Source organism: Plesiomonas sp. ZOR0011 (genome assembly GCF_000800945.1).
In the GTDB taxonomy this organism is placed as follows: Bacteria; Pseudomonadota; Gammaproteobacteria; order Enterobacterales; family CAMTGL01; genus Plesiomonas; species Plesiomonas shigelloides.
Genome location: NZ_JRKB01000035.1, coordinates 83,474 through 109,729, shown reverse-complemented (window position 1 = coordinate 109,729; position 26,256 = coordinate 83,474). Strand labels below are relative to the sequence as shown.

The 26,256-nt window shown below is 52.2% G+C and carries 21 protein-coding genes; 10 read left to right on the top strand and 11 right to left on the bottom strand.

The window, feature by feature from the left end; all coding sequences use genetic code 11:
* Positions 1-315 precede the first annotated feature (315 nt).
* The gene (locus L975_RS06750; protein WP_047707889.1) at positions 316-1,611 is read right to left on the bottom strand and encodes a serine/threonine transporter; all 1,296 of its coding nucleotides are present in this window, start codon (positions 1,609-1,611) and stop codon (positions 316-318) included.
* 671 nt (positions 1,612-2,282) lie between these two features.
* Positions 2,283-2,774, bottom strand: coding sequence for a GNAT family N-acetyltransferase (locus tag L975_RS06745; RefSeq protein WP_052181318.1), 492 nt, complete (start codon positions 2,772-2,774; stop codon positions 2,283-2,285).
* 322 nt (positions 2,775-3,096) lie between these two features.
* Here L975_RS06745 and L975_RS06740 point away from each other — a divergent pair, with 322 nt between their 5' ends.
* Entirely contained in the window at positions 3,097-3,534 is a 438-nt protein-coding gene (locus L975_RS06740) for a GNAT family N-acetyltransferase (RefSeq protein WP_010864049.1), read from the top strand.
* A 95-nt stretch (positions 3,535-3,629) separates the two neighbouring features.
* On the opposite strand, the gene menE is transcribed toward L975_RS06740, so the two are convergent.
* The 6 genes from menE to menF all read right to left on the bottom strand — a co-directional run bounded on the left by menE (position 3,630) and on the right by menF (position 11,032).
* Positions 3,630-5,141: an o-succinylbenzoate--CoA ligase gene (gene menE, locus L975_RS06735; protein ID WP_052181324.1), complete on the bottom strand. Its 1,512-nt coding sequence runs from the start codon at positions 5,139-5,141 to the stop codon at positions 3,630-3,632.
* Between the two features lie 14 nt (positions 5,142-5,155).
* Positions 5,156-6,127 (bottom strand): o-succinylbenzoate synthase, encoded by a 972-nt coding sequence (gene menC, locus L975_RS06730; protein ID WP_047707834.1) that lies wholly within the window; start codon positions 6,125-6,127, stop codon positions 5,156-5,158.
* A 21-nt stretch (positions 6,128-6,148) separates the two neighbouring features.
* Positions 6,149-7,006 (bottom strand): 1,4-dihydroxy-2-naphthoyl-CoA synthase, encoded by an 858-nt coding sequence (gene menB, locus L975_RS06725; RefSeq protein ID WP_010864053.1) that lies wholly within the window; start codon positions 7,004-7,006, stop codon positions 6,149-6,151.
* A gap of 106 nt (positions 7,007-7,112) precedes the next feature.
* A complete protein-coding gene (menH, locus tag L975_RS06720; protein ID WP_072033025.1) occupies positions 7,113-8,012 on the bottom strand; it encodes a 2-succinyl-6-hydroxy-2,4-cyclohexadiene-1-carboxylate synthase in 900 nt (299 codons plus the stop codon).
* Entirely contained in the window at positions 7,996-9,690 is a 1,695-nt protein-coding gene (gene menD, locus L975_RS06715; protein ID WP_047707832.1) for a 2-succinyl-5-enolpyruvyl-6-hydroxy-3-cyclohexene-1-carboxylic-acid synthase, read from the bottom strand. The genes menH and menD overlap by 17 nt, the downstream gene beginning before the upstream one ends.
* Positions 9,671-11,032 (bottom strand): isochorismate synthase MenF, encoded by a 1,362-nt coding sequence (gene menF, locus L975_RS06710; protein WP_081995630.1) that lies wholly within the window; start codon positions 11,030-11,032, stop codon positions 9,671-9,673. Before menF ends, menD begins: the two co-directional genes overlap by 20 nt.
* A 371-nt stretch (positions 11,033-11,403) precedes the next feature.
* Here menF and L975_RS06705 point away from each other — a divergent pair, with 371 nt between their 5' ends.
* The 3 genes from L975_RS06705 to L975_RS06695 all read left to right on the top strand — a co-directional run bounded on the left by L975_RS06705 (position 11,404) and on the right by L975_RS06695 (position 13,900).
* Entirely contained in the window at positions 11,404-12,618 is a 1,215-nt protein-coding gene (locus L975_RS06705; RefSeq protein ID WP_010864057.1) for a pyridoxal phosphate-dependent aminotransferase, read from the top strand.
* Positions 12,619-12,810: 192 nt separating this feature from the next.
* Entirely contained in the window at positions 12,811-13,416 is a 606-nt protein-coding gene (gene yfbR / locus L975_RS06700; RefSeq protein WP_010864058.1) for a 5'-deoxynucleotidase, read from the top strand.
* A gap of 46 nt (positions 13,417-13,462) precedes the next feature.
* Entirely contained in the window at positions 13,463-13,900 is a 438-nt protein-coding gene (locus L975_RS06695) for a hypothetical protein (RefSeq protein ID WP_047707829.1), read from the top strand.
* 79 nt (positions 13,901-13,979) lie between these two features.
* Here L975_RS06695 and ansB read toward each other — a convergent pair whose 3' ends face one another.
* The gene (gene ansB / locus L975_RS06690) at positions 13,980-15,056 is read right to left on the bottom strand and encodes an L-asparaginase 2 (protein ID WP_010864060.1); all 1,077 of its coding nucleotides are present in this window, start codon (positions 15,054-15,056) and stop codon (positions 13,980-13,982) included.
* 184 nt (positions 15,057-15,240) lie between these two features.
* Between ansB and L975_RS06685 the strand changes: the two genes are divergently transcribed.
* The 5 genes from L975_RS06685 (at position 15,241) to pflA (ending at position 22,866) form a co-directional block, all read left to right on the top strand.
* The gene (locus L975_RS06685; protein WP_010864061.1) at positions 15,241-15,822 is read left to right on the top strand and encodes a hypothetical protein; all 582 of its coding nucleotides are present in this window, start codon (positions 15,241-15,243) and stop codon (positions 15,820-15,822) included.
* Between the two features lie 108 nt (positions 15,823-15,930).
* The gene (ycaO, locus tag L975_RS06680) at positions 15,931-17,685 is read left to right on the top strand and encodes a 30S ribosomal protein S12 methylthiotransferase accessory factor YcaO (protein WP_047707828.1); all 1,755 of its coding nucleotides are present in this window, start codon (positions 15,931-15,933) and stop codon (positions 17,683-17,685) included.
* Positions 17,686-18,353: 668 nt separating this feature from the next.
* The gene (gene focA, locus L975_RS06675; RefSeq protein WP_010864063.1) at positions 18,354-19,262 is read left to right on the top strand and encodes a formate transporter FocA; all 909 of its coding nucleotides are present in this window, start codon (positions 18,354-18,356) and stop codon (positions 19,260-19,262) included.
* 12 nt (positions 19,263-19,274) lie between these two features.
* Positions 19,275-21,557, top strand: coding sequence for a formate C-acetyltransferase (gene pflB, locus L975_RS06670; RefSeq protein WP_010864064.1), 2,283 nt, complete (start codon positions 19,275-19,277; stop codon positions 21,555-21,557).
* Between the two features lie 568 nt (positions 21,558-22,125).
* The gene (gene pflA / locus L975_RS06665; RefSeq protein WP_010864065.1) at positions 22,126-22,866 is read left to right on the top strand and encodes a pyruvate formate lyase 1-activating protein; all 741 of its coding nucleotides are present in this window, start codon (positions 22,126-22,128) and stop codon (positions 22,864-22,866) included.
* 135 nt (positions 22,867-23,001) lie between these two features.
* On the opposite strand, the gene L975_RS06660 is transcribed toward pflA, so the two are convergent.
* On the bottom strand, positions 23,002-23,496 hold the full coding sequence (locus L975_RS06660; protein WP_047707826.1) for a YfbU family protein: 495 nt from the start codon (positions 23,494-23,496) through the stop codon (positions 23,002-23,004).
* A gap of 733 nt (positions 23,497-24,229) precedes the next feature.
* Positions 24,230-24,685 (bottom strand): terminus macrodomain insulation protein YfbV, encoded by a 456-nt coding sequence (gene yfbV / locus L975_RS06655; RefSeq protein ID WP_010864067.1) that lies wholly within the window; start codon positions 24,683-24,685, stop codon positions 24,230-24,232.
* A 318-nt stretch (positions 24,686-25,003) separates the two neighbouring features.
* Between yfbV and ackA the strand changes: the two genes are divergently transcribed.
* On the top strand, positions 25,004-26,206 hold the full coding sequence (gene ackA / locus L975_RS06650; RefSeq protein WP_010864068.1) for an acetate kinase: 1,203 nt from the start codon (positions 25,004-25,006) through the stop codon (positions 26,204-26,206).
* Positions 26,207-26,256: the final 50 nt, after the last annotated feature.

Sequence of the window (26,256 nt, the reverse complement as noted above, 5' to 3'; positions counted from 1 at the left end):
CGGCTACTGGCGATGTGGGTGCCTACGGAACCTTCCCTATCCCTGCCAGTATTATCTTGCTGTGTGCTCTGGCTGTTTGTTCTCTTACTCTTTGATGTTGGTATCTCTGTTTTTCTTGCCTTTGTCTCTCATGTTCTTGGCTGCCTTGTTTTTAGTGAGATTGGCTCTGCTCTCTCTTACTTGCTAAATAGCAGCAGAGTGCCGAGACGAAATCATAAGCAAAAAAAACGGCACCCCGTAGGATGCCGTTGTTCACACTGTTCAACTTGCTGACTTCCGAACCACTTTCACAGCAGTGGCGGCAGCCAAAATGCATTAATGGAACAGGGTGTAGAAGATTGCGGAGATAGCCACACAACCGATAAAGGTCACGAAGATGTTGCTTGGCGCGCCAGCATATTTCTTCATGGCTGGTACTTTGCGTACTGCATACATTGGCATGATGAACAGCAGCAGAGCGATTACCGGGCCACCCAGCATTTCAATGATGTGCAGGATGCTTGGGTTCCACGTTGCAACAGCCCAAGTGGTCAGCAGAATGAACACTGCGGTGATGCGGTTCAGAGTATTGATACCTACAGTTTTACCCTTACGACGCGCAGCTTTCAGGATCAGACCGTTCAGACCTTCGCGGGTGCCCAAGTAGTGACCCAGGAAAGATTTGGTGATAGCAACAAAGGCAATCATTGGTGCCAGATACGCGATCAGCGGGTTCTGGAACTTGTTCGCCAAGTAAGACAGGATAGAGATGTTATCTGCCTTCGCTTGCGCCAGCTCAGCTGGAGACAGGCTCAGCACACAGCTGAATACGAAGAACATAACAGTGATCACCATCATGATGTGGCTCATCATCAGGATGCGTGAGCTCTTGGCATCAGCCATTTCACCGTACTGCTGCTTTTGCTCTACGGCAAAAGAAGAGATGATTGGTGAGTGGTTGAAAGAGAACACCATCACTGGGATCACCAGCCACAGGGTTTTCAGCACGTTGCCGATACCGTTACCGCCCGCTGGCACATAATGGAAAATGGCAGTGTTCCACTCTGGGATCAGGAACAGAGACATCAGCACCAGTACTGCCACAAATGGGAATACCAGTACGCTCATAGCTTTGACGATCAGCTTTTCACCACAGGCAACAATCGCCATCAGGCCCACGATCAGGACCAGAGACAGGATCGCACGCGGAGGTGGGGTCATGTGCAGCTGGTTCAGCATGAAGCTTTCAACGGTATTAGTGATCGCCACGCTGTATACCAACAGGATCGGGTAGATCGCGAAGAAATACAGGAAGGTGATCAGGTAACCGGCAGTTGAGCCGAAGTGCTCTTCTACCACTTCAGTGATGTCGTCGCCCTGACGGCCAGAGCCAGACAGTACGAAGCGGCACAGCGCACGGTGTGCAAAGAAGGTCATTGGCAGAGCCAGAATCGCCATCACCAGCAGAGGCCAGATACCACCGATACCGGCTTCGATAGGCAGGAACAATGTACCTGCACCTACCGCCGTACCGTACAGGCCCAGCATCCAAGTGATGTCACTTTTATTCCACTTCATGGTCGCCGCATTGGCGCCTTGAGTCGTTGCTTGTTTCGCTACTGTGTGATCCATAGGTTTATCTTCAAAGTATTTATAAAAAAACGTTATCAGTAGGTTGAAACGATTCAAGCTACAACGTGAGCCAGAGTGCGATAAAAAACACATACAGTTGTGCCCTGCCTAAGCAAGGGGCAGCAAAATAACCATCCATTGGAAAATTGCTCAGAGATGAGCCTGATATTGTCTGCAACCGCTGTTCCAGCAGCTGTTATCGCCGTGTTTCAACCTCTGCGAAAAAGGTTCTTGGTTTCAGCGCTGACTGTCTGATTGATTTTTGATATGGGCTGTCAGACGCTGGAATTACTTTTGTTCACTCTGTCTGGTAGCGCAGCGTTGCGGCTGGTTATCTGCATGCACCCGAAGGAATACAAACAACGAGATGTGCAATAAGTTGCCCTACCAATAAGAGGGCGCCATTATAGCGACTGGCAGCCATTGGTCGAGTCCTAAATCACACTTTTTATAGGGGATAGGGAGATTTATAACGCAATAAAGAGAGATCGATCACATAAATTTATTTTCCCTACGCACGGGATGCGTAAACTTTCAACAGTGAAGTTGCTCACAAAATAGCTGTTGGTTTAATTTTCATCACCGACAAACGCGTCATCACCTTAGAGCGCAACGCCGGATAAGCTGAGTTCTACTGATGCCGGTGATAAAAAACGAAGCGATTGTCTAGCTTAGTGCCCTAATCGGTTCATGCCGATATGCGGAATACCGTCTTCCAAATACCCTTCCCCGCATGCCTCAAACCCGTGCTGACCGTAATAGCCTTGCAGGTGAGCTTGCGCACTCAGGTGGATAGACGCGCCCGGCCAGTGCTGTTCACACAACATGATGCCTTGCTGGATCAAATCATGACCAATGCCTTTGCCACGGTATGGCGCGCGGGTAATCACACGACCAATCACCGGCATGGATGAATCCAACTCACCATGGCCTACCGTACCCGGCGCCATAATGCGCAAGTAAGCGGCCAGTGTTTCACCGTCATAACCCAGCACATGGTAAGTCTGCGGCAGCAAATCCAACCCATCAATATCTTGATAAGCACAGGCTTGCTCCACCACGAAGACTTCCGCTCGTAACTGTAACAACTGGTAGAGTTCAGTGGAGGAGAGCTCGGCAAAGGTGCAGGCTTTCCATTGCAGCGAAGGTGAACACGACGACATTCCACGTTTCCTTATGTTCTGATCAACCATACAGTTTTTCCTGTTTTTAACGGTTTTCTCTGCCGTAGACGAGCGGAGAAATGTAACTTTTCCCTCTGAATATTAAAATTTTCATGCAAGGAAAATGCATAATAGCGCATAAATCGTGCGCCACAACCGGAAAAACATCACGCTCCGTCATGCAGTGATGTTCATATAATCAGCTGAATTCCCTGTAATATTTTGCGATACAGATAAACAAATTTACCCCCTATCCCCCTGTATATCTGCGGTAATTAAGATATGCTCACTCTATAGGCGAACCAGCCCACGGAGTATGAGCATGCAAGAGATACACATTTCCGATCAGCGTAAAGATGTGGATGATGAGCTGGTCTATCAATTTTTGTCTGGCCAAAGTGGTTGGGCGCGCCGTATTCCACGGGAAACCCTGCTGCGCGGATTGGATCACTCGCTATGTTTTACGGCACTAAAAGGTGATGAGCAGGTTGGTTTTTGCCGCGTCATTTCTGACTACGCCACCTTTGCATATCTGTGTGATGTGTTTGTGGTAGAGAGTTGCCGCGGACAAGGTATTGCCGGTTCGATGCTAGAAGCGGTGATGGAGCACCCTGATTTGCAAGGATTACGTCGCTTTGTGCTGACCACCAGCGATGCGCACGCACTGTACAACAAGTACGGTTTTGAGCCACTGGCGCGGCCACAAAGTTTTATGGAAATTCATGACCCGAATATCTATAAACGGGCGGATGACGAATGATAAAAAACGGCAGGAATTCCTGCCGTTTTTTTCGGTATTGTTCGCTACAGTTGCAGCCATACTCCGCTCACTGTTTTAGCCGGATACACCACGTATTACAGCGGCGGTGGACCACTTGCTAGCCAATCAGCAACCGCTTTACGCGCAATTTTAATGCCGCCGCCGCCAAAGCCGTCGGGTAAGCAAAAATAGTGCAGCGGACGCTGAAATCCCGCCAGATGCATTTTCGCCCACGACCGTAGCTCATCTGCCACCGCGCTGGCATCACACGCCGTATCCGACGAAGGATTAAGTTGCAACACCGCCACCGGTCGCTGCCCAAACTCCGCATCCGCAACCGGCAGAACAAACGCCTGCAGCACCTGCGGATGCAGCGCCAATCCACGCTCGATTTGCTCTGGCTGGATATTTTCGCCGCCACTGATAAACAAGTTATCAAGGCGACCTAAAATTACCAACTCGCCGTCGCGCATACAGCCGCGATCGCGAGTGGCAAACCAGCCTTGGTCGTTCGTCAGTGGCTGCAAAGCCCCATCGCGCCAGTACCCCAGCGCCAGTGGCGCACCACGCACCCACACTTCTTCGTCGCGCAAACACAGCTCACGGCGTGGCAGGCATAGCCCCACGCCAGAGCGACTGTCTGCTGCTTTCGCCGTCACCGTCGAGGCCATTTCGGTCATGCCGTAACCGCACCAGCAGTGGATCCCCGCCGCTTGCGCTTGCTGCGTCAATGCTACGGGGATCACCGCGCCGCCCAGCAACACTTGCCGCAACGATGGCAGCGACTGCGGTTGCTGCAACAAGCGGTACAGTTGGGTCGGCACTAAAGAGGCATGGCTACAGCCCTGTAGCGCCTGCGCTAAATCACGCAGTGGACGACACACCAAGGTCGCGCCACGCAGCAACCAGCGCCAGACAATCCCCTGCCCGGAGACATGGAACAGCGGCAAACTGAGCAACCAGCTGTCATGCGCGGTAAATGGCAACATCTGCAGCAGCCCATCGGCACTGGCCAAATGGCACGCCGCCGAATGCACCACGCCTTTCGGTAGGCCGCCAGAGCCGGAGGTCAAGGTCACGGTCGCCGGACGCGTCGCGTCCCACGCCACTGGGGCAGCAGCGACAAAAGGGCTGACTTCCAACGCGTTATTAGCCGCTGACGAAGCTCTGTGCTCTGCATCAACGCTAAACAGCTGCACGCTAAAGAGCAGCGGAGCCGTCAACATCTCCACGCCGGCAGAGTCAAAAGCATCGACGACCGCCGACTCAGCGTTCATCTCACCATCGATAGCGGGCATTGCAATGCCAAATCGGACATCCAACGCCGCGCACAGCGCCACTTGTCGCTCACGCGGCAGCTGTGGATTCACCGGCACCACGCGCGCACCGCATTCAATCACGGCCAGATAGTTGAGCAGCAGCGCCGGACTATTACGCCCAATCAGCGCCACCGCGCAGCCTTCTGACACGCCGCATTCAGCCAAATAGGCCGCACGCTGTGCCACACAGTGCGCCAGCTGTTGCCAGCTTAAGGTGTCAGACTCAGTGCGCAGTGCCACCGCCTGTGGCGAGTGTGTTGCCCAGTAGCGCCACGGACACACGTCCATCACCGGCAGATCGCTTAACACGGCCAGACTTTTTCCAGCTGACTCACTGACCACAGCGGTAGCGCGTTGTCTGGCCACGGACGCAACACTTGTGCTTGCATCATCGACAGCGTATCCAAGCCCGGCATGGTGTCCGGCGTCAGCCAAGCGGCCACCCGCGCCAACTGCGTTAAGCCTAAGCTTGACTCAATCGATGAACTGATGACAGCAATCAGACCGGCAGCATGCGCTTGTTCAACCAGCATCTGGCAACGTTGCAGGCTGCCCACCAGCGTAGGCTTGATCACAATCGCCGACACGCCGTCTTGCGCTTGCACCTCAAAGCCTTCATCACGCACAGTTTCATCCCACGCGATATTGATGCCGGTGTACTGCGCATAATCGAGGCTTTCTTGCGGGGTTTTGCATGGCTCTTCCAAGAACTGAATGCGCGGACGGTAATCCGGATTCACATACTTAGCAAAGCCCTCGGCTTTAGCACGAGTCCAAGCACGATTGGCATCTAAACGCAGTTTCAGATCTGGCAGCGCTTCGAGCAGCATATTCACAATCATGCCGTCGCGCACCGATTCATACAGCCCGACTTTGACCTTCGCGATCTTCTCACCCGGCATCGCGTTCAATGCGGCAAACAGATCGTCTGGATCGCCCGAGCACAATGGCACGGTGCGGTAATCACCGGCCTGTGGCAGCGAGCCATCCAGCTCGGCCAGCGCACAGCTAGTGCCAAAGGCAACCGATGGCCACTGTGGCTCAGCCGGTGTTTCACCCGCCAACCACGCAGTCAGCCACGCTTGAGTCTCTTCTTGCGCTTGTGCCAGCGTTTCGGTGCTGAAATACGGTAGCGGGGCGATTTCGCCCCAGCCTTCGCGCTCATCCTGCTGCACATGCAAAATCAAGCCTTCGCGCGTCTTAAGTGGACGGTTGCGAAGGCCGATGCCTGCCTCCATCGGCAGGCTGTAACGGTACAGAGTCGCGGTTCTCATAATAGGAATAATTATTCTAAATTACGGATTACGTTTGAATTTGCTGAAATCTGGCTGACGCTTCTCATTGAAAGCGTTGCGTCCTTCCTGACCTTCTTCAGTCATGTAGAACAGCATAGTGGCATTACCTGCCAGCTCTTGCAGACCCGCTTGGCCATCACAGTCAGCGTTCAACGCCGCTTTCAGGCAACGCAGAGCCATCGGGCTGTTACGCAGCATTTCACGGCACCAGCGCACGGTTTCACGCTCCAGCTGCTCCAGAGGAACAACAGTGTTCACCAGACCCATGTCCAGCGCTTGCTGCGCATCGTACATACGGCACAGGAACCAAATTTCGCGCGCTTTTTTCTGGCCGACGATGCGAGCCATGTAAGACGCACCCCAGCCGCCGTCGAAGGAGCCGACTTTCGGGCCAGTTTGACCAAATTGGGCATTTTCAGCCGCAATCGTCAGGTCACACATCATGTGCAGCACGTGACCGCCACCCACTGCGTAACCGGCTACCATCGCCACCACCGGCTTTGGACAGGTACGGATCTGGCGCTGGAAATCCAGCACGTTCAGGTGATGCACGCCGGAATCATCACGGTAGCCACCGTAGTCGCCACGGATCTTCTGGTCGCCGCCAGCGCAGAACGCTTTGTCGCCCTGACCGGTCAGCACAATCACACCGACGTTGTCGTCATAACGCGCATCAGCCAGTGCTTGCAGCATCTCTTTCACAGTCTGTGGACGGAACGCGTTACGCACTTCTGGGCGGTTGATAGTGATCTTAGCGATCCCGTCAGCAGATTTTTGGTACAGGATGTCAGTGTAGTCTGCGCTGCAGTCCTGCCATTCAATCGGGGCGTACAGTTCTTCTTCGCTCGGATAAAGCATCGGGCTATGTCCTGTAAGTAATGAAAAAATAAGTGGATAAAAGCATAAAAAACCGCACCGTCAGCGTTCAGAGTCGAACAGCTAAAATGGTGCGTGAAATTTCAGTTCAACGGGCGTCAGCGGTTTCTGCTGACGGCGGCGTTGATGCACGCTCGGTCGCAGACGCTTGCGCTAAAATCGCTCGGATCTGCGCCGCATAAGCGGTTGGATTGCCGTAATGAGCATTGTGTCCAGCCTGCGGGATCAGCGCGAGCGGATAACCGTGCTGACGCGCCAAGGTAACGAACTTCAAGTCAGTCTCACCACACAGATAGTGGAATGGCAACGGCAGATCGCGCAGCGGCTGGCCCATTTGTGGCTGACGCCCTAAGGAGGAGCCTTCCAGCATCATGGCTAACGCTCGGCCATCATTGGCCGCACGGCGTTGTTGCAACTCACTGCGTTGCGTTGGATTCAAATCGGCAAACACCGGTTGGCGATACCAGTCGCGCAGCACATCGGCCAACGGTTCACGGCGAAAACGCTCTGCCCAACGCCGGTCGTGGTACCAACGGCCCAGACACTGCTCTTCTTGCGGCAGGCCCGGATGCGCACCTTCCAAAATCAACCCACGCAGACCTTGCGGCGGCTGGCCATTGGCCGTTTGCGTCGCATGGTAGGCCGCAATGCGCCCGCCCATGGAATAGCCAATCAGCCAATAATCGTGAATGCCTTGCGCTGCCAGTGTCGCCGTCAGCAGGCGATTCACTTCGGCCATCGAACGCACGCTAAATCCAGTTGAACCGCCGTGTCCCGGCAGGTCAACAGTCAGCAGCGGATAGTCGGCCAATTGACCTGTCACCGCTTGCCAATCATCACCATTGCCGAGAAAACCATGCAGCCAAACCAGCCACGGTTTGCCTTGTTCACTCAGCGCCGTGTCACCACGGCGGACACAGTGCAAGGTTGATGAATTCTGAGGTGACACTTGCGCTTCAACTGATTGAGTTTTAACTGATAACGGCATCTCGCACCTGTTGCAGTAATGTCCGCAGGGTTTCAGCGCCCTCGCTGTCGGCAACTTTCAGCTCCATCAGCATGGCACCATTTTTCACATACGCCTGACGCAGCGCGGTTCCCACATCAGCCCAGGTGTACGGGCGAGCATACGCCATCCCAAACATGGCGGCAGCATGGGAAAAATCTAGCCCATGCGGCATGCGGTAGAAACGTTCACGCTCTGCTTCCGGCGCAGGTAATAGATCAAAGATAGCCCCACCGTTGTTATTAATCACGATCAGCACAAACGGCACGCCGAGATTACGCAGCAGCGCCATCGAGTTCAGATCGTACAACGCCGAGGTATCACCGACGATCGCCAGTGTTGGCTTACCACCGGCCTTGGCAACGCCTGCCGCGGTTGAGATCAAGCCATCAATGCCACTGGCACCGCGATTGCTGTAGGTCGGGTAATTTTCAGGCAAGGTGCCCAGCGCATCAATCAAACGCACAATCAGGCTGTTACCTAAGAAAACTTGGCCATCTGGCGGCAGAATTTTATTCAAGTGGTGCGCGATCGAGGCTTCACACAGCTTGGAGCCCAAGTGTTTTTGCACTTGGGTATGGGCAAAACGCGCCAACGCCGGCAACTCAATCGCCCACGGCTTACGTTGCCCTTCAGCGGGATGGGCACGAACCCAATCGGCAATACCGGCGCAAATCCGGCGGCTACGGTGATGATACGGATCTAAACGCTCGCTATGCGGCGCTACCACCCAATACTCTTGTACACACAGACTTTCCAGCCACTGGCACACCCGTTTGGAGATAAAGCGGCCACCCAGTTGGATGACAATCTCCGCCTCAGCCAAACGCTCTAGCGCATGCGGGTTACTCAGCCACAAATCGGCATACGGCAGCATCGGCGATACGCCGGATTGCACGTCAGTGATCAACGGCCAGCCCAAACGCTGTGCCCACGCCGCGACGGCGGCCCCTTCTTCGGGCGCCATTTGTCCGGCGACAATCACCCCTTTGCGCTTGCACAGGGTATCCCAATGCGGATCAGTTTCGACGGATGCTTGCGGATGACGGAAAGTTAACCATGGGGCATCACCGCCCAGCCAATCGGCCACCGGCTGCATCCACTCTTGGTACAAGCTGGTGTCATTGCCGTACAGCGGCTCGGCAAACGGGCAGTTCACATGCACTGCGCCGCCCTCTTGCGCCTGACGATGCATCGCGGTATCCAACTCGGATAGCAGCCAACGCACCGGAATATCCGGCGTAGGACGTGGCAAACTCAGGCTGACACACGGATGCTCGGCAAACATACCCGGCTGACGAATCGCTTGATTCGCGCCACAATCCACCAGCTCTGGCGGACGGTCTGCCGTCAGCAACACCAGTTTCTCTTTGGTCAAACCGGCTTCAATCAGAGCCGGATACAAATTGGCCACCGCCGTTCCGGAGGTCACGATAACCGCAACCGGCTGATTTAACGCCTTTGCCATACCGAGCGCCATATGTCCTAAACCACGCTCATCAAAATGGGTGTGGCAAGTCAATTTGGCATGCGCGGCCGCTTCCAGCGTCAGCGGTGTTGAGCGGGAACCAGGGGCAATACAGACATGGCGAACCCCCTGACGGGTAATCGCTTCCAGCACTACCCCCGCCCAGCGACGATTAAAGGCACTTGTTGACATAGTCGGGCTCCAGCAAAGTGCGCAGGCCGGCGGCTTTGCGCTCAATCTCCTGCCACTCAGCTTCTGGGTCAGAGCCGGGGACAATTCCAGCCCCGGCAAATAAATGAACTTGGTTTTGTTGGATCAACGCCGAACGGATAGCCACGGTAAACTCCGCGCGCTCACGGGAGATGTGCCCAACAGAGCCGGCATACCAGCCGCGCTCAAAAGGCTCATGTTCGTGAATAAAGCGCCGCGCCGGCTCACGCGGTAATCCCGCGACCGCGGCGGTTGGATGCAACCAAGTCAAACACTGGGCATCATCGGCTTGCCGTAATTGGGCGGTGATCCGTCGCCGCAGATGCTGCACTTTACGCAGTGCCAACACCTCTGCAGGCAAAACATCTAGATTATCCACATGTCCGCTTAAACGTGAACAGATATCTTCCACTACCAGTAGATTTTCGTGCTGATTTTTCTTATCGGAAAGCAGCCACTGAGCCAGCTGATGATCCTGAATATCATCCCCAGTACGCGACACCGTCCCAGCCAGCGCTTCGGTGTACAGCGTCTGACCACTGCGGCGAAACAAACGCTCGGGGCTGGAGCCAACAAAACCGTGGCTGTCATCCAGCGCCAACATAAAATGGAAACAGCGGTGATTCACACGGCGACTGGCGGCCAGCAATTCAGCTGGCGCCACCGGCTTATCCAGCGTCAGCGTGGTTTTACGCGCTAACACCACTTTATCAAACTCACGCGCCTCAATTGCCGCCAGAGATTTGCGGATCAGCGCAAACCAGCCCGCTTTATCGGGCGCATGGCGCGCTTGCTCCACCGTCACATCCGGCAAATTCAGCGCTCTCGACGCCACCAGCTGACACAGCTGTTGCCACGCTTGCAGGCCATCTTCTCGCAGCGAAGTGTGGCTATGCAGGTTAATGGTTAACCACGCCCCTTTGGTGGTCTGGCGCAGTTCAAAGCGCGGCAAGAAAAACCAGCCGCTCAAACAGCCATGGCTACGCGCTTGCAAGCCATCAAATGCTGTACCGCCCCACACGCGCAGTGGTTCGCTCTGTGCCTGTAAAAACTCACTGACCGCATCAGGGCGATTAAACACGCGCACTTGCCCCAGCGCGGCGACCTCTTCAGAGCCATCACGGTGCAACCAGTAGAATTTGGGAAACAGCGGCTGAGCTGACAACCAGTCAAGTAATTTGCCAGCATCTCGGCGTAGCATGGAGAACGTAAATTGCCGGATACCGGGAGAATCCGGTAACGCCGCAGAGGAAGAATCGGAATGGGTGACATCCGGTACGGCGTTATCCGCCGGGCCACAAAACAGCTGACGCAGTCTGGGCATCAGTTCATCAAGCAGGTTCAAAGTAACCTCACGCGTAAGCAATCCACTTACTCTGGTTATTTTCGCTCTCCTGATTTTCATTTTGATCCATGGAGAGTCATCACAAAACAGCCATATTGTAACGCCAAACGGCCAGTTTCAACGACCGTGGTCACACAGACTTATTCAAAGTCATAATTTTAATCTATTTTATTGCCATTTAGCACAATAAAATACCAATTAGTAACGCTTAATAGTTATCTATGCGCCGCCAGCCGCGCCACATACAGAGCGTTGCTCTGAAATCAACCAGTTAGCTTTCGCCGCTGCCGCCCACAGAGTAAAGTGCTGGAGTATCTCTCTTTATATTTAAAACAGTGGCGCGCCTTACTATGCATACTCTCAATAAGTCTACAAAACTCGATAACGTTTGCTATGACATCCGCGGCCCGGTATTAAAAGAAGCCAAACGCTTAGAAGAAGAAGGCAACAAAATTCTCAAGCTGAATATCGGCAACCCCGCGCCTTTTGGTTTTGAAGCGCCCGATGAAATTTTGGTCGATGTGATTCGCAATCTGCCTACCGCGCAAGGCTACTCAGACTCCAAAGGATTATATTCCGCTCGTAAAGCCATCATGCAGCACTATCAAAAGCGCAACATGATGGACGCCACCGTGGAAGACATCTATATCGGTAACGGGGTTTCCGAGCTGATTGTGATGGCGATGCAGGCCTTGCTGAATAATGGCGACGAAATTCTGGTGCCAGCGCCTGATTATCCGCTGTGGACAGCAGCAGTTTCCCTCTCCGGCGGCTCTGCCGTGCACTACATGTGCGATGAAGAAGCCGGCTGGTTCCCTGATTTAGACGATATCAAACGTAAAATCACCCCGCGCACCAAGGGGATTGTGATCATCAACCCCAATAACCCTACCGGTGCGGTTTACAGCAAAGAATTGCTGCTCGAGGTCGTGGAAATTGCGCGCCAACATAACCTCGTGATCTTTGCCGATGAAATTTACGACAAGATCCTGTACGACCATGCGGTACACCACTCGATCGCAGCCTTAGCGCCGGATCTGCTGACCGTTACCTTTAACGGATTGTCCAAAACCTACCGCGTGGCCGGTTTTCGCCAAGGTTGGATGGTACTGCACGGCCCGAAAAAGCACGCTAAGAGCTATATCGAAGGCTTAGAGATGCTGGCCTCGATGCGTTTGTGTGCGAACGTGCCGATGCAACACGCCATTCAAACCGCTATTGGTGGTTATCAGAGCATCAACGAATTTATCCATCCGGGTGGTCGCCTGTACGAACAGCGTAACCGTGCGTGGGAGCTGATCAACGAGATCCCGGGGATCTCCTGCGTCAAGCCAATGGGCGCGCTGTATATGTTTCCGAAACTGGATCAGAAGAAATTTAATATCCGTAACGACCAAAAAATGGTACTCGACCTGCTGCTGCAAGAAAAAGTGCTGCTGGTTCAGGGAACCGGCTTTAATTGGCCGCATCCCGATCATTTCCGGATCGTCACGCTACCGCGTGTGGATGAGTTGGAGATGGCGATCGGTAAACTGGGGCGTTTCTTCTCTACATACCACCAATAAGTACCATTAATAAGCAGCGCCGTTAATTTTCCCCTGTCACACTCATCCGGCATACATGCCTGCCCAAGCACTCCCTCACCGGAGTGCTTTTTCTTGGCCTTTTTACACCTGAGTCTGATACCAGCGCCGCTTTTGCTTCTTCGCGCCCTTTGCCGCACAATATTGTTCTGGCATCGGTTAAGGAGTAATGGAATGAACCACAGCCACTTTTTCGCCTACCTGTCGCGGATGAAACTGATCAACCGCTGGCCGTTAATGCGCAATGTGCAAACGGAAAATATCTCCGAGCACAGCTTGCAAGTCGCCTTTGTGGCTCACGCATTGGCACTGATTAAAAACAAAAAATTCGCAGGGAATGTTAACCCTGAGCGCATCGCGCTGATTGCCATGTTCCACGATGCTGGCGAAGTGTTAACTGGCGATTTGCCCACCCCAATCAAGTACTACAACCCAGAAATTGCCCGCGAATACAAAAAAATTGAAAAAATCGCCGAGCAAAAACTGGTCGGTATGTTGCCTCCCGAGTTTCAAGACGACTACCGAATGCTGATTGACTCCGATGCGCTGCAACCTGAGGAGCAACACATCGTCAAACAAGCCGACGCCCTGTGTGCCTATCTCAAGTGCATCGAAGAGCTCTCTGCTGGGAATAACGAATTTAAACTGGCCAAAAAACGGCTGAAGAAAACCTTGCGTGACCGCCACAGTGAAGAGATGGACTACTTCATGAACGTGTTTGTACCGAGCTTTCATCTCTCGTTAGATGAAATCAGTCACGATGAGCAAGGCACGCTGTAATCACGCCGAGTGAAGGCAAAAAATACAAAAAAGAACAGGAATCACCATGAAACCAATCGCTGTCCTGATGCTGTTACTGGCCCTGACCGGCTGTAAAGAGAAAGAAAAAGTGCTGAAAGTGACGTTGGATCAACCCACCCTCACCGAAACACAAATGCAAAACGTGGTCAGTGCGTGGCGCAAACTCAAAGAGATGTGCCCCGCGTTAGCCAGCAAAGACATTGTGCATGTTACCGGCGTCTTAGAAGACGAGACCACCATGCCCGGTTGGGGCGCGATGTACCCGCAGTTCAAACAATACCAGTGGGTGGGCGATATTCTGTTTCAAGCCGAAGACGGCACGCGCAAGCAGACCTATAACCTGATGTTCGGTTACGGCCAGCAACCTGCCATTTTGTATAAAGAAACCCAACTGACTGAACTGTGTCAGTGGCAAGGGAAAGTCGAGCGGTTGAACGATCAATACTGGATTTACAAGCAGTAAACGGTGTTTATCACAACAAGCTAACAACAAAAAATCCGGCACAATGGCCGGATTTTTTATGTCTCAGGCATCAAGCCCATTAGTAAGTCAGGAAGATTTCCTGAATCTTAGCTGGGTCTTGCGTTTGCGTCAGCGCCAGCTGCAGCAGAACACGCGCTTTTTGCGGGTTCAACGGGCCAGCAGCCACAAAGCCGTACTTGGCATCATCGATTTCCGCATCCAGCGTTGTGGAGCCCGTAGGCACACGGGATGAACGCACGACTGCGGTACCGTTTTTAGCCGCTTTTTCCAGCACATCAAAGGTGGTGTTGTACAGGTTACCGTTACCCACACCGGCCGTGACGATACCGTCATACTTCGCATCCACCAGCGCTTTCACTGGCTCTACCGCCATGTTGGAGTAACCGTACACGATACCTACTTTCGGCAGCTTATCCAGCTTGCTCACATCGAACTGGCTTTCGCTGGTGTGCTTGCGGGTAGGGGTACGCTGGTAATCAATCTTACCGTTATGGATGTAACCCAGTGGACCAAAGTTTGGCGCTTGGAAGGTGTTCACTTCGGTGGTGTTCATCTTCACCACGTCACGGGCACCCAGTACGGTGTCGTTCATCGCAACCATCACGCCACGGCCTTTCGAGTTGGCGTCAGCTGCCGTCACCACCGCGTTATACAGGTTGAATGGACCGTCTGCACTCATCGCAGTAGAAGGACGCATCGCTCCGACCAATACCACTGGCTTGTCGCTCTTCACGACCAAGTCCAGGAAATACGCGGTCTCTTCCATGGTATCCGTACCGTGAGTAATCACGATGCCATCCACGTCGTCCTTCGCCAGCAGCTCATTGACACGCTTGGCCAGCTTCAGCCAGACTTCGTCATTCATATCCTGAGAGCCGATTTTCACTACCTGCTCACCGGACACATCAGCGACCGATTTCATCTCTGGCACCGCAGCAATCAGAGCATCCACCCCGACTTTACCGGCGGTATAGCTGGAGTCAGTCGCAGAATTGGTGGTACTGGCACCGGCAATGGTTCCGCCTGTAGCCAGAATCGTGATATTAGGTAAATCAGCAGCAAATGCAGCACCGGAAAACCACAAAGCGACAACAGAAGCACTCAGTGTTTTTTGAAAAGTTTTACTGATAGTCATCGTGTTACATCCATTTAGTTATCGACCGCCGCTCATTATGCCGAGCACGGCCGATAAAAATGTGATTAATCGTGAAAAAAGAGGGACGAATGCAGCATAAAAATCTGAGAGTGTTACTTGCCGCACATAAAAATAACCGTCAACAGTGGTTAGCTTAGCGCCTTATCAGAAGGAAGATGTGTGTATGCGTAAAACGATCCTGACCTGTGCAGTACTGGTCAGCTGTTGGGCGGGCACGGCGTTAGCCAATACCGGCCTGCAGCAAGTTGCGGATGACACGGTCAACACCAAACAACGTGCGCAAGCCTTTGCTGCGCTCGAACCGAGCTTACCCCCAGATCCGGGGATGGCGGGCATGGTTTCTTTAGTTGGAGTCGATCTCGATGGCGATGGCGTTCGAGATGACGTTCAGCGTAAAATTGCCGCCCGATATCCGAATGCGCCCAGCAAACGAGCGGCGCTGTTGCAACTGACAAATGCCATCACCACCAGCATGCTGACCTACCATCAGGAGCTGATGGATAAAAAAGATATTAGCGTTACCGGCGAAGAGATCTCACGCGCTGCTGCGTGTGCCACATTCCAGAATGTGACGCCGGGATTTTCGCTCAAAGAACTTGAACAATGGATTGCCAACACCCCAGAGCGTCAACTGGCCTACTCAGCGCTGAATGACTATCTCGCGGTAAACGGTGATTTTTATAACTATGCTGTGGAAGGTGCCGCCAACTGCGATAGCAGTTATTACCAGCAGTTGGTACGCTGACCAAGTAAGACGTGCGTTCAACCTGCCACTGGCAGTGCGAATGCATGACAATAACGACCGGCGCTGTGATGACCGGTGTACTGACTAAACTAAACGGACTCTGTGCACATGCAAACTTTCATTCCGGGCAAAGACGCAGCCCTAGAAGATTCTATCGAGCGTTTCCAGTCCAAACTGAAAGCATTGGGATTTAATATCGAGGAAGCCTCATGGCTGAACCCTGTGCCTAACGTCTGGTCCGTTCACATTCGTGACAAAGACTGTCCGCAATGTTTCACCAACGGTAAAGGTGCCACCAAAAAAGCGGCACTGGCTTCCGCACTGGGTGAATATTTTGAACGTCTGTCCACCAACTATTTCTTTGCCGACTTCTATCTGGGCCAAGACATCGCCGACGGCGATTTTGTCCATTACCCTGATGAAAAATGGTTCCCGCTGCCTGATGACGACAGCCTGCCGGAAGGTGTGCTGGATGAAGGCCTGCGTGATTTCTACGATCCCGAAGGTGACCTGTGTGCATCAGGCCTAATTGACCTGCAATCGGGCAATGAAGAGCGCGGGATCTGCGCCCTGCCGTTTACCCGTCAGTCTGATGGCGAAGTGGTGTACATCCCAATGAACATCATCGCCAACCTGTACGTGTCGAACGGTATGTCCGCCGGTAACACCCGCTATGAAGCGCGTGTACAAGGCTTGTCTGAAGTGTTCGAGCGCTACATCAAAAACCGCATCATCTCTGAAGCCATCAGCCTGCCGCTGATCCCAGAAGAAGTTATGGCGCGCTACCCTCACGTACAAGAAGCGATTGCTACGCTGGAAACCGCCGGCTACCCAATTTTCGCTTACGATGCCTCACTGGGCGGCCAGTATCCGGTGATTTGCGTGGTGCTGTTTAACCCAGAAAATGGCTCTTGCTTCGCCTCTTTCGGTGCCCACCCAATGTTTGGTGTGGCGCTGGAGCGTACCGTAACCGAGCTGCTGCAAGGCCGCAGCCTGAAAGATTTGGATGTGTTCTTACCACCGTCATTCGACAACGACGAAGTGGCTGAGCATGCCAACTTAGAAACTCACTTCATTGATTCGAGCGGTTTGATCTCGTGGGATCTGTTCAAGACCGAAGCCGACTACGAGTTTGCGGACTGGAACTTCGGTGATGATACCGAGCAAGAGTTCGCCGGCTTGATGAGCATCTTTGCCGATGAAGGCGCGGAAGTGTACATCGCCGATTACGAGCACTTAGGCGTGTACGCCTGCCGTATTCTGGTACCGGGCATGTCTGAAATCTATCCGGTTGACGATCTGCTGCTGGCCAACAACAACATGGGCATGCACCTACGTGACATTATCCTGAGCCTGCCAGATTCCGAGTGGGAAAAAGAAGACTACATGGCCTTCTATAACCAGCTGGATGATGAAGGGATGGATGATTTCACCCGCGTACGCGAACTGCTGGGCTTTGTGCCGGGATCTAACAGCCCGTGGCATACCCTGCGTGTGGGCGAGCTGAAGTCGATGCTGGCGATGGCCGCAGGTGAGCTGGATGTGGCTCTGGAGTGGGTAGATTGGACGATGGAGTTCAACGCGTCGGTGTTCCCATCTGAGCGCGCTAACTACTATCGCTGCCTGAAAGCCTCGTTAGAGCTGTTCTTGGATGAAGAACGCCACCCTGAGCAGTATCGTTCGGCCTTCGAGCGCATGTACGGCGCCGAAACCGTTGAAGCCGCGTGGCAAGGCGTGCGTGGTGAACAGCGTTTCTACGGTCTGAATGCCGCCGACAGTACTCTGGAAGCCTTCCCGGCGCACCAAGCACTGCTGGAAGCCTATCAGAAGCTGCAAACGGCTAAGCGCACCTTCTGGAGCTAATTGAGTTAACTGCCGCTTCACTAAACATGTAGCGCAACGCAAATAAAGCAATCATGCCACATCGGCACCGTGGAACGCCTCAAGGCCAGCCTGCGGTGCCGATTTTCGTTACCACTTACAGTATTGGCTAACGATTTTGTTCTCGGCACTCTCAGCGCCATCTGTCTTTCCTGCCTTTTTTGACCTTGCTATTTTTCGGCTTTCCCTGTTTTTCCGTTTTCTATCCACCCACAATGAGCCTGCCCGTGCCCGTTCGCGCTATTTCGACTGTATTTATGCCAATATTTGCCGCAATGCCATGCATGAATGTTACCAAAGTGCTAAAATAAGCTATGCTGCACTGCCAGTATGCTTTGCTTGCCAATCAGCGAATAACGGCGCGGATTATGTCTCATAAATGCGGCAACAGTCTGATTGGAAAACACTTTTTATGACGCTCAGTTATTAAGCATATTGTTGTTTAATTTCGTAATTTAGTTACATTCAATTTTTAGAATAAACTTTCAAAAATATTTTCTTTATGTTTTTCATATAGATAAACAAAAACCCATGTTAATAACCCTGTAAATTGTGTTATATAATTTCACCATTATGATCTAGATCAAGTTTAGCTATCGCTTAATTTGCTAGTATGCTTTCGCCAATTTCATGTCACTGAGTAACCGTGTGTGAAAACAGAAAACTCATCTCATGTTGATGCTTTGCCACCTGCAACGATGGCTAAAACAGCCGAAAACGTTGGTGTCTATAAAGCGACGAAAAATCAAAACCAATCTTTCCTGCTCGCAATCATGGCAGGCGTTTTCATCTCCATCGCATTTGTCTTCTACACTACCGTTATGACCGGCACCGGCTCAGTTGCTTGGGGTCTGGCCAAAATGGTGGGTGGTTTAGCCTTTGCTCTGGGGCTGATTCTGGTCGTACTGTGTGGCGGTGAGTTGTTCACCTCAACAGTGCTGACCCTTGTCGCCAAAGCCAGTAACCGCATTACCTGGAAACAGATGTTCCGTAACTGGGTCGTGGTGTATGTCGGCAACTTCGTTGGCGCTATCTTCTTTGTCGGCCTGATTTGGCTGGCAGGTCAGCACATGGCGGCTGACGGCCAGTGGGGTCTGACCGTACTCAAAACAGCCCAGCATAAGCTGCATCACTCCTTCACTCAGGCCGTTGCGCTGGGTGTGCTGGCGAACCTGATGGTTTGTCTGGCCGTATGGATGACCTATGCAGGTCGCTCGGTTACCGATAAGATTCTGGCTATGCTGTTGCCGGTTGCCATGTTCGTGGCTAGCGGTTTTGAACACAGCATCGCTAACATGTTTATGATCCCAATGGGTATCGTGATTCACTCTTTTGCCAGCCCAGAATTCTGGACTGCAATGAACGTGGATCCCGCTCAGTTTGCGGATCTGACCGTATCTCACTTTGTCTTCAATAATCTGATCCCTGTCACTATCGGTAACATCATCGGTGGTGCCCTGCTGGTCGGAATGATGAACTGGGTTATTTTTCTGCGCGGTGAGAAGGTTTTACCGGCATCGCTGCGTACTGCGCTTTCGCAAGAAACACCACAGAATTAAGGTAGGTGCATAATGGCCGAATTAAATCCAAACTTCGCTAACGCTTGGGAAGGCTTTGCCTCCGGCGAATGGCAACACGCTGTCGACGTTCGTGACTTCATCCAGAAGAACTACACTCCGTATGAAGGTGACGAAGCGTTCCTGGCTGGTGCAACTGAAGCTACCACCAAGCTGTGGGATTCCGTCATGGAAGGCATCAAAGAAGAAAACCGCACTCACGCGCCGGTTGACTTTGATACTGACCTGCCGTCTACCATTACTTCTCACGATGCCGGTTATATCGACCAGTCTCTGGAAACTATCGTTGGTCTGCAGACTGACGCGCCTCTGAAGCGTGCGCTGATCCCATTCGGCGGCATCAAGATGGTTGAGGGTTCCTGCAAAGTTTACGGTCGTGAACTGGACCCAATGGTTAAGAAGATCTTCACCGAATACCGTAAGACTCACAACCAAGGCGTGTTCGACGTTTATACTCCGGACATCCTGCGTTGCCGTAAGTCTGGCGTTCTGACTGGTCTGCCTGATGCCTACGGCCGTGGCCGTATCATCGGTGACTACCGTCGTATCGCGCTGTACGGTATCGACTTCCTGATGGCGGACAAGTTCGCACAGTTCGGTTCCCTGCAATCTCGTCTGGAAAACGGCGAAGATCTGGAAATGACCATCCAGCTGCGTGAAGAAATCGCAGAACAACACCGCGCTCTGGGCCAGATCAAAGAGATGGCTGCTAAGTACGGTTTCGACATCTCCGGTCCTGCTAAGAACGCTAAAGAAGCGATTCAGTGGACTTACTTCGGCTACCTGGCTGCAGTTAAGTCTCAAAACGGCGCGGCAATGTCTCTGGGTCGTACCTCTACTTTCCTGGACATCTTCATTGAGCGTGACCTGAAAGCCGGTCTGATCACTGAACAAGAAGCGCAGGAAATGGTTGACCATTTCGTTATGAAACTGCGTATGGTACGTTTCCTGCGTACTCCAGAATACGATACCCTGTTCTCTGGCGACCCAATCTGGGCAACCGAATCTCTGGCCGGTATGGGTCTGGACGGTCGTACCCTGGTTACCAAGAACAGCTTCCGTTTCCTGAACACCCTGTACACCATGGGTCCATCTCCAGAGCCAAACATGACCATCCTGTGGTCTGAAGCTCTGCCAGAAGGCTTCAAGCGTTATGCGGCGAAAGTATCTATCGATACTTCTTCCCTGCAGTACGAAAACGACGACCTGATGCGTCCAGACTTCAACTCCGACGACTACGCGATCGCATGCTGCGTATCCCCAATGATCGTTGGTAAGCAAATGCAGTTCTTCGGTGCCCGTGCGAACCTGGCTAAGACCATGCTGTACGCAATCAACGGCGGTGTGGACGAAAAACTGAAGATGCAAGTGGGTCCAAAAGAAGCGCCAATGACTGACGCCGTTCTGGATTACGACAAGGTTATGGATCGTCTGGACCACTTCATGGACTGGCTGGCTAAGCAGTACGTGACCGCGCTGAACGTGATCCACTACATGCACGACAAGTACAGCTACGAAGCCTCTCTGATGGCGCTGCACGACCGTGACGTAGTACGTACCATGGCGTGTGGTATCGCAGGTCTGTCTGTAGCTGCTGACTCCCTGTCTGCTATCAAGTACGCTAAAGTTAAGCCAGTACGTGACGAAGACGGTATCGCTATCGACTTCGAAATCGAAGGCGACTATCCGAAGTTCGGTAACAACGATGCGCGTGTAGATGACATCGCTTGTGACCTGGTTGAACGTTTCATGAACAAGATCCGCGCACTGCGTACTTACCGCAACGCGATCCCAACTCAGTCCGTTCTGACCATCACTTCTAACGTAGTTTACGGTAAGAAGACTGGTAACACTCCAGACGGCCGTCGTGCTGGCGCTCCGTTCGGTCCAGGTGCTAACCCAATGCACGGCCGTGACGAGAAAGGTGCTGTTGCATCCCTGACCTCTGTTGCCAAACTGCCATTTGCTCACGCGAAAGACGGTATCTCTTATACCTTCTCTATCGTGCCAAATGCACTGGGTAAAGACATGGAAGCGCAGAAGCGTAACCTGGTTGGTCTGATGGATGGTTACTTCCACCACGAAGCGTCCATCGAAGGTGGTCAGCACCTGAACGTGAACGTAATGAACCGCGAAATGCTGCTGGACGCGATGGAAAATCCTGAGAAATATCCTCAGCTGACCATCCGTGTATCTGGTTACGCAGTGCGTTTCAACTCACTGACCAAAGAACAACAGCAAGACGTTATCACCCGTACTTTCACTCAGTCTCTGTAATCCAGACACTGACGAAAACGAGTAACGCGTTAAGCGAATAAATTAAAGGCCCCGTAAGGGGCCTTTTTTTGTCTCTGGAGCAATATGTAGCTGGCTTACTTTTGTAACAACTGACTGCGGCAGCAACTTACTACGGCAGCAAAAAGACACGACCGAGAAGCAAATCGCTATACTGAGCCTGTCGACAGTACGAAACAGAAACAAACGCATAAAATCCGCACATTTTGTACCAGATTATCCACGATTAGGCGGTTCAATTTCGCTGCCGAAATGGGATAATGAGAAAATCTAATGATGAGCTGAATCCGGCCAGCATCCACCGGAAATGGTAACCCTGTAGCGGTCTGTTGCAATACCAAACGCATCAGCACCGGTTACCCCAGCCAGACACTTTGCGGTTCCCTATTAGGTTTCGCAGTGTGAGACAACGCGAAGCAATACAACGAATTGTTTTATCTCAGTTTGTGTTGCAACGGCTTAGACCCGCGCGCTTTGTGTCACGACGGCGCAAACCTTTTTTACAGTACAGGCTGCTATTGATCAGCCTAACACGGAGTATATCCTGTCTATGTCAGTTAAAGGACGTATCCACTCTTTCGAATCCTGCGGCACCGTTGACGGTCCGGGTATCCGTTTTATCGTGTTCATGCAAGGCTGCCTGATGCGCTGCCTGTATTGCCACAATCGCGATACCTGGGATACCCACGGCGGCAAGGAAGTGACCGTAGAAGAAATCATGAATGATTTACGCTCCTACCGGCATTTCATGAAAGCCTCCGGCGGTGGTATCACGGCGTCCGGCGGTGAAGCCATTTTGCAGGCTGAGTTCGTGCGCGATCTGTTCCGTGCCTGTCAGGCAGAAGGGATCCACACCTGCCTCGATACCAATGGTTTTGTGCGCAAGATGGAGCCGGTGATCGATGAGCTGCTGGATGCCAGCAATCTGGTGATGCTGGATCTCAAGCAGATGAATGACGATGTACACCAGAATCTGGTTGGTGTCTCCAACAAGCGCGTGTTGGACTTTGCCCGCTATCTGGCCAAGCGCAATCAGCCAACGTGGATCCGTTATGTGATTGTACCGGGTTACACCGATGATGACGCCTCCGCCCATCAGTTAGGCGAGTTCACTAAAGATATGCACAATATCGAGAAGATTGAACTGCTGCCATACCACGAGCTGGGCAAGCACAAGTGGGAAGCCATGGGTGAAGAGTACAAGCTAGATGGCGTAAAACCACCGAAGAAAGAAGTGATGGAGCGCATCAAAGGCATTCTGGAAAGCTACGGTCACAAGGTTGCCTACTAACCCGCTGCGTTAACCGAATCAAACACACGAGCGCTACCCTACTACACCGCGGCGCGAGCGTGTAACGGTGACAAAAAAGCCGGTATCAAACGATACCGGCTTTTTTATACACATCGATTACTTACTGAGTATCACTTACGCATTCACAATCTGCGTAATCTCCGCCGCACTTAAGTGATACTGACGCGGGCACGCATGCCAAACTTGCAACATGCGCTGGTACTTCGCCCACATTGGCATCTGGGCATTAAAGCAATGCTCGCAGGCATCAAATTGCGGATAGCGCCCTTCGGTCTCGGTCAGGAAGCGCACATAGCCCAGCAGATGTGACTCGGATGCTGCGTCAAACCCTAAGAAATTGAGGCGACGGCGGTCGATGGTGCTGGCATCCGCCAGATTGTTAAACGACACCTGCAGCGCATGATACATCTCCATCACATCGATGATGGTACGGCAATCATCTTCACTGATCTCACCGAAGTGGCGGTCCAGCTCTCGCAACTGTAAACCGTAGCCACATTCAACAATGGTCTGCAGACGACGATACCGATCGGCCTGTGCCGGATCCAGCATCGCCATCAACTGATATTGGTTGGAGATAATAAGACGCTGCGCGTTGGTCATTTCCATCGTGTGATTCTCCGCACGTTCCGCAATTTATTTCGCGATTAAAAGAGATTTCCTAATAGCTGTATCGATTCAACAAAACAGCAGTGAAGAAATATCTTTGAAATAAAAAGTAACACGCTAGCGAAAATATTTTTTTGATTTAAACCATCTTTTCATTCTCTGCGCGAAAATAACATTCCCTCGCGCAGATCAATATGTCAGATAAGTCATTCTGTTCTGACAAAGTCGCAATAAAAATAATGATGAAAATAGAAACAACTCGTTTATTTTCGCAACGCAATTCTTGAACGTAAGGTCATTTATCGGGCATTTCGGTGCAATAAATAACAGCTGACACGTTACAGCTATTAATCATAAGCAAGACAATAGAAAACACCAACGTGTATTCATACCGTAAAAAGACCTACAGGGAAGTGAAGAGATAAGGGACATGCAGCGCGAAGCGCATAAGTATGCAGTACATTTTGTCTAAACACATAAATCAGGCAGAAAATAAGCAGAAAACAGAACAAAACTGCATAGCGCAGCAAAGTTGCCGTGCTGAACGCCACGACATTTACATAATCCGCATTTTAGTAATCAGCTAAGCCAGCAGCCAAGTCATCAATGCAGCAGCTCAGTACTCGCACGTACTCCCCCTACGGATTAGTACGTGCTTATTTACCGCTTATCAATGACTTAGCACGACTATTCAGCACGCCGCTTGCTCATGTTTGGCTCACATCCGGCAAGGTTACAGCTCATCGAGCAGAATTTGCCACTCCGGCTTTTTAAAGGCGCGGTTTAGGAGATCGGCCAGCTCTTGGTAGCGCGGCTTAGCCACTGCTGGCATCAAGGCCATACCGCCCGAGCGCATCTTGTCATAGATGTCGCGATACCAGCTGGTTAACGCTGGCGGCAACGGCGTATGCGCCCGTTTTCCCAGCCACCATAGCCCTTGAATCGGCAGGCTCAGTGCAAAAAGCCCCACAATCACGGCCATCGCCATGTTGTTTCCGCCGCCTAACGACATCTGCCACGCCACACTGAATACCGCCAGCGCCGGCATAGCACGCTGAGCAAAGCGCGTGGTTTTGATGATGCGTGGCTCAGGGAAAATCAGCCCCAATCGCTTCTCAGCTGGCCACAATTTCATGTACGTTTGCCCGTCCCGGAGCAGCTGCATCCAACCTGGATTCACCTCGTTCATAAGCCCTCCGATTCAACAAAAGTCACAAGCATTAAAATTTTTAAATAAAAATTGATTAAAATTAAGCTTCTTTATTCAATTTATTTTGTGATCTGAGCCAACACTCGGTATCCTATGCGCTCACACAAGCAGGAACAGATCAACTCAACCATAGTCGTATATAAAGAAAGTGTCATCTACTTTCTGTTGCTGAATTTATCGGTAAAAATGTTGTTTGTTTAAGCATACACATTCCTTCCGATATTACACGACGATTACGCACATATGCCTGATCTGTTTATGTAATGATAATCCGTTTAGACGTATAGGTACTTTCTCATGTCGAGCAAGCTGGTTCTGGTTTTAAACTGCGGTAGTTCCTCACTGAAGTTCGCCATCATTGATGCAGCAACAGGTGACGAATATCTGTCCGGTCTGGCCGAGTGTTTTAACCTGCCGGAAGCCCGTATCAAGTGGAAAATGGATGGTGCTAAGCACGAAGCCGAATTGGGCGCCGGTGCTGCACACGCTGAAGCTCTGAGCTACATCGTAAACACCATTCTGCCGCAAAAGCCGGAGCTGTCTGCGAACCTGACCGCCATCGGTCACCGTATCGTTCACGGTGGCGAAAGCTTCACCTCTTCTGCAGTTATCACTCCAGAAGTTATCGAAGGTATCAAGGCTGCGATCCCATTCGCACCTCTGCACAACCCTGCGCACCTGATCGGTATCGAAGAAGCGCTGAAAGAATTCCCTCAACTGGCGGACAAAAACGTAGCGGTATTCGACACTGCGTTCCACCAGACTATGCCACAAGAAGCATACCTGTATGCGCTGCCATATAACCTGTATAAAGAGCAGCACATCCGTCGTTACGGTGCCCACGGTACCAGCCACTTCTACGTAAGCCGTGAAGCTGCGAAGATGCTGAACAAGCCAGTAGAAGAGCTGAACGTGATCACTTGCCACCTGGGTAACGGTGCTTCTGTTGCAGCTATCCGTAACGGTGAGTGCGTAGACACCTCTATGGGTCTGACTCCACTGGAAGGTCTGGTAATGGGTACCCGTTCCGGTGACCTGGATCCAGCGGTGATCTTCCACCTGCACGACGCAATGGGCATGTCTGTTGCTGAAATCAACGAGCTGCTGACCAAGAAGTCTGGCCTGCTGGGTCTGACCGAAGTGACCAACGACTGCCGTTACGTTGAAGACAACTACGCGACCGCTGAAAACGCGAAGCGTGCAATGGACGTATTCTGCTACCGTCTGGCGAAGTATGTTTCTTCTTACGCTGCAGCGATGGATGGCCGTCTGGACGCTATCGTATTCACCGGTGGTATCGGTGAGAACTCTGCACTGGTTCGTGAACTGACCATGAAGAAGCTGGCTGTTCTGGGCTTCGAAATGGATGCAGAAGGTAACCTGAAAGCACGCTTCGGTAAGTCCGGTAACATCGCGACTGCCAACAGCCGTCCTGCGCTGGTTATCCCAACCAACGAAGAGCTGGTGATTGCACAAGACGCTGCACGTCTGACTGCCTAATCAACAACTCCCGCACCGTCAGCCTCGCTGGCGGTGCTTTTTTGTATTCA